This is a genomic window from Shewanella sp. GutDb-MelDb (genome assembly GCF_002836075.1).
Classification (GTDB): Bacteria; Pseudomonadota; Gammaproteobacteria; order Enterobacterales; family Shewanellaceae; genus Shewanella.
This window is the reverse complement of record NZ_PJBM01000027.1, coordinates 1-4,010: the sequence shown is the minus strand read 5'-3', so window position 1 is coordinate 4,010 and position 4,010 is coordinate 1. Positions and strand designations below refer to the sequence as shown.

The window sequence follows — 4,010 nt, the reverse complement described above, 5'->3', positions numbered from 1 at the left end:
TTTACCTTGGTTCACTTCGTTAAATGACTTTAATATCCCTTTAATCTGTTACCATTGCGGCTAATTTTTCTCGGTCGATAGACTTGGGTTGCTACAATTTTATAGGATGTTGTAAACAAAAAATGGTTATTATTTCAATCGTTTTCCCGCTCATTTTTATGGCTGTTTTAGGTTATGTATTAACCACTAAATCCGTTTTTTCTAAAGAACAAATTAGCGGTATTAGTTTGTTTACCTTCTATCTCAGCATACCTGCGTTTTTGTTTATTAATATGGTTCAAGCAGACCTTAGTAAGAGCTTTGATGTTAAAGCCTTAGTCTGTTTTTACTTGCCTGTACTTACAGCATATGGCGTCGGCGTCGCGTTATATTGTTTCCTACGTAAAGGTCAGGTTAAGCTTATCGCTAATGCGTCTGCTTACGGCCTCGGATGCAGTTATTCAAATACAATCTTGGTCGGCCTACCTATTATTATCGGGGCGCTTGGACAAGAGATGATGGGAAATGTATTTGTAATTATTACATTTCATAGTGCATTACTGTTCTCTTTAACCTTCATGCTAGCGTTGAGAGAAGAGGGCGCTGGTGTTAAGTGTTGGCCTTTTATAAAAGGGATAGTGCTTAACCCGATAGTGATGAGTATTTCTTTAGGTTTACTGCTTAATTTACTGCACATTCCGCTATATGAAAATGTGGTTAATGGGATTAATTTACTTAGTCAGCCAGCGTTAGCCTGTGCACTTTTTGTATTGGGTGCCAACCTGAGTTTTTATAAAATAGCTAAGGACTGGAAATTGGCATTGCTTGCTTCGTTGGTTAAGTTGTTACTGCTTCCTTCGCTCGTTTATGCTTTGGGGTTATCATTGAAGTTGGAGGAGCAACTGTTAGCGGTACTTGTACTCTTAAGTGCTTCACCTCTCGGTATCAATGCATATCTGGTGGCAATGCAAGTAAAGGCTCAACAAACAGTGATAGCCAGTACTGTGGTGCTTTCCACAGTACTGTGTGTATTTTCAATGAGCTTTTGGTTAGCGATTTTATTATGAGTGATTTACATTATTGCTCGCATGTCTAGCGCGAGAAAACTCCGCTGGCGATAGGATATAGGTATCTTCGCTGTAAAAATCTTCGCTGTTTGCCATCCTCCACCATTCTCTCCAAGGTCCCTCTATTGGTTTTTCATCGACCAAGTCATTCTCCTTTAAAGGTTTAATGAGACTGCCTACAGACATTAGTAGGCCATATGGGGTGCGTCTTTTTAGCATATGCGGCATGAGTTTGGCGGGATTATCTAACCCCATCGTACCGACCAGTTCGAAGAAGCTTTCAATGGTGTTGTTGTGGTAGTTTTTAACCCGTTCACTTTTTTCAACCACATTAACCGCCTTGCTTCTGGCGGGATCTTGTGTGGCAATGCCCGTAGGACACATGTTGTTATTACAATGACGAGATTGAATACAGCCAAGCGACATCATCATGGTGCGGGCTGCATTAACGGTATCCGCACCCATGGCAATTTTGGCTAACAAGTCGAAACTGGATGCTGTTTTACCCGAAGCGATAATATTAATTTTGTCTCTGAGTCCAGTGCCTATAAGCGCATTGTGAACAAAATATACGCCTTCAAGACATACCATGCCTAAACGATTAGAAAACTCGACGGGTGCGGCACCCGTGCCGCCCTCTGCACCATCTACAGTGATGAAGTCGGGTGTTATCCCTGTTTCAAGCATCGCTTTGCATAGACCCAGAAATTCAACTGGATTACCCATGCATAGTTTGAAGCCAACCGGTTTTCCTTCGCTTAATGTTCTCAGTTTAACAACAAAATTGAGCAGATCTTTGGGAGTTGTACATTCAGGGTTAACCGCGGGAGACACACAATCTCTGTCTTTGGGAATATGGCGTATAGCGGCAATTTCATCAGTGATTTTTGCTGCGGGTAAAACGCCGCCATGTCCGGGTTTTGCGCCTTGTGAGAGCTTTATCTCAATCATCTTTATCTGTGGTCGAGTTGCCATGGCACTGAAAGTGTCTGGGTTAAAGTTACCTTCATCATCACGGCATCCAAATAATCCTGAGCCAATCTGCCAAACGATATCACCATGATGTTTCAAGTGGTAAGGGCTAACACTACCTTCTCCTGTATTGTGGTAACAGCCGGCTTTCAGGGCGCCTAGGTTTAGCGCCTCAATAGCATTAGCACTAAGAGAGCCAAAGCTCATTGCTGATATGTTTAAGTAGGAGGCATCGTAGGGTTTTAAGCAGTCAGGCCCACCAAAGCGAACACGTTTAGCCTCTGCCACCACATGCAGAGGGTGTAATGATTGCCAGAGACTTAAATAATTATCTTCTAAAAGATCGCGCTGAGTACCAAAAGCAATGGTGTCACGTACATTTTTAGCTCTTTGATACACTAGTGAGCGCTGCTCGCGGTTAAAAGGCTTCTCTTCAGTGTCATTGGCAATAAAATATTGTTGAATTTCGACACGATAGGATTCAAGGAAGTATCGAATATGCGCCACAACAGGGTATAAACGATTTAAAGTATGTTTGCTGTGGTACATATCAAAATAACCAACAGCGGTATAGCTGAGCGTAAACAGCAGCAATAATATCGTCCCTACACCTACCTGGCTGAGGGCAAAGTTAATGGCGAACAAATTTCCAAAGGAAGCGATAATCCAAAAGAATTTTTGCATGATGGTCATAATTGTTCCTTACTATTATACAGCAGATAAGTCTCAGTGATATTGAAAGCCATTATTGCAATTTAGGCAAACTTGTTTTAATACTTTCTAATTTAAACAGAAACTGGGTATATTAATAGCAATAATCGTCAATGAGTCGCGAATACAGATAGGCATACAAAGCTGAATCAGTCGTATGTTGCAGTGATGTGTAATACCAAGGAGTTCAAAGTGATAATCGCAGAAACGGAACGGCTAATCTTACGCAGGTTTGAGTCTAAAGATATTAAAGCTATTTTTTTACTCAATAGTATTCCGGAAATTCTCACCTATATACCGGGTGCGCCGATGACGAATATTTCTCAGGCTGAACAGATTTTCGAAAATATGATATTGAAAAATTATGAACAATTTGGCTATGGCCGTTGGGCTGTAGAGCATAAGGCCGATGGTAACGTTATCGGTTTTTGTGGGCCGAAATATATCGACGAGTTTGATGAAGTGGAATTGGGATACCGTTACTTACCCGCTTATTGGGGGAAAGGGATCGGAGGCGAGGCTGGCAGTGCCGCACTATCAAAATTCGTAGATTACGGTGTCAAAGAAGCGATTGCATTGATTTTGATCGGTAATAAAGGCTCTGAAGGGGTCGCTAAAAAGTTAGGCATGACAGAACGTGGTAGAGACAAATTTATGGGGCATAAAGTAAACGTCTTTCACAAACATCTCTAATATCGAGAACCCATTTACTCGAATACAGTGATTTCAATTCCCGCGGAATGAGCAACTATATAGTGGAATGGAGATAAAACAAAAAAACCAGCATTAAGCTGGTTTTTGTTTTTTTAATTTCTTTTATGCTTCGCCGTGCTCGCAGTTGTCGTTAGTGCAAACACCATAAAGGTATAAACTGTGGTTTGTCAGTTTAATATTGTGCTTCATCGCGATTTCATCTTGACGCTGCTCAATCATATCGTCTGAGAATTCGAACACTTTGCCACAAGTTAAACAAACTAGATGGTCATGATGATGCTGGGTAGCAAGTTCAAATACTGCTTTGCCGCTTTCAAAGTGGTGGCGGGTAACAATGCCTGCATCGTCAAACTGATTGAGAACTCGATAAACAGTTGCCAATCCAATTTCTTCACCCAATACGAGCAGTTTTTTATAGAGATCTTCAGCACTGATGTGTTGACTCTCTGGCGCTTGCATCAATTCTAAAATTTTGACTCGTGGTAAGGTTACTTTCAAACCCGCTTTCTTTAGCGCTTGATTTCCATCTGTCATTATTGGTCTCTTGATTGCAGAACGGCCTGATAA

Annotated in this window: 4 protein-coding genes; 2 read left to right on the top strand and 2 right to left on the bottom strand. The window is 41.3% G+C overall.

Features of this window, described 5'->3' with window-relative positions; all coding sequences use genetic code 11:
• The first annotated feature begins 122 nt into the window (after window positions 1–122).
• Window positions 123–1,046, top strand: a complete 924-nt coding sequence (locus CXF82_RS00750) for an AEC family transporter (protein WP_102043498.1) — start codon at window positions 123–125, stop codon at window positions 1,044–1,046.
• On the opposite strand, the gene CXF82_RS00745 is transcribed toward CXF82_RS00750, so the two are convergent.
• Entirely contained in the window at window positions 1,041–2,711 is a 1,671-nt protein-coding gene (locus CXF82_RS00745) for an FMN-binding glutamate synthase family protein (protein WP_102040023.1), read from the bottom strand. The genes CXF82_RS00750 and CXF82_RS00745 overlap by 6 nt on opposite strands.
• Window positions 2,712–2,921: 210 nt before the next feature.
• Between CXF82_RS00745 and CXF82_RS00740 the strand changes: the two genes are divergently transcribed.
• Window positions 2,922–3,422 (top strand): GNAT family N-acetyltransferase, encoded by a 501-nt coding sequence (locus CXF82_RS00740; protein ID WP_102040024.1) that lies wholly within the window; start codon window positions 2,922–2,924, stop codon window positions 3,420–3,422.
• A 123-nt stretch (window positions 3,423–3,545) separates the two neighbouring features.
• On the opposite strand, the gene fur is transcribed toward CXF82_RS00740, so the two are convergent.
• Window positions 3,546–3,977: a ferric iron uptake transcriptional regulator gene (gene fur / locus CXF82_RS00735; protein WP_101091237.1), complete on the bottom strand. Its 432-nt coding sequence runs from the start codon at window positions 3,975–3,977 to the stop codon at window positions 3,546–3,548.
• Window positions 3,978–4,010: the final 33 nt, after the last annotated feature.

What these genes read in the sequence shown, in the direction of transcription:
- fur (WP_101091237.1), bottom strand. Translation starts at nt 3,977, where the DNA reads ATGACAGATGGAAATCAAGCGCTAAAGAAAGCGGGTTTGAAAGTAACC.
- CXF82_RS00745 (WP_102040023.1), bottom strand. Translation starts at nt 2,711, where the DNA reads ATGACCATCATGCAAAAATTCTTTTGGATTATCGCTTCCTTTGGAAAT.
- CXF82_RS00750 (WP_102043498.1), top strand. Translation starts at nt 123, where the DNA reads ATGGTTATTATTTCAATCGTTTTCCCGCTCATTTTTATGGCTGTTTTA.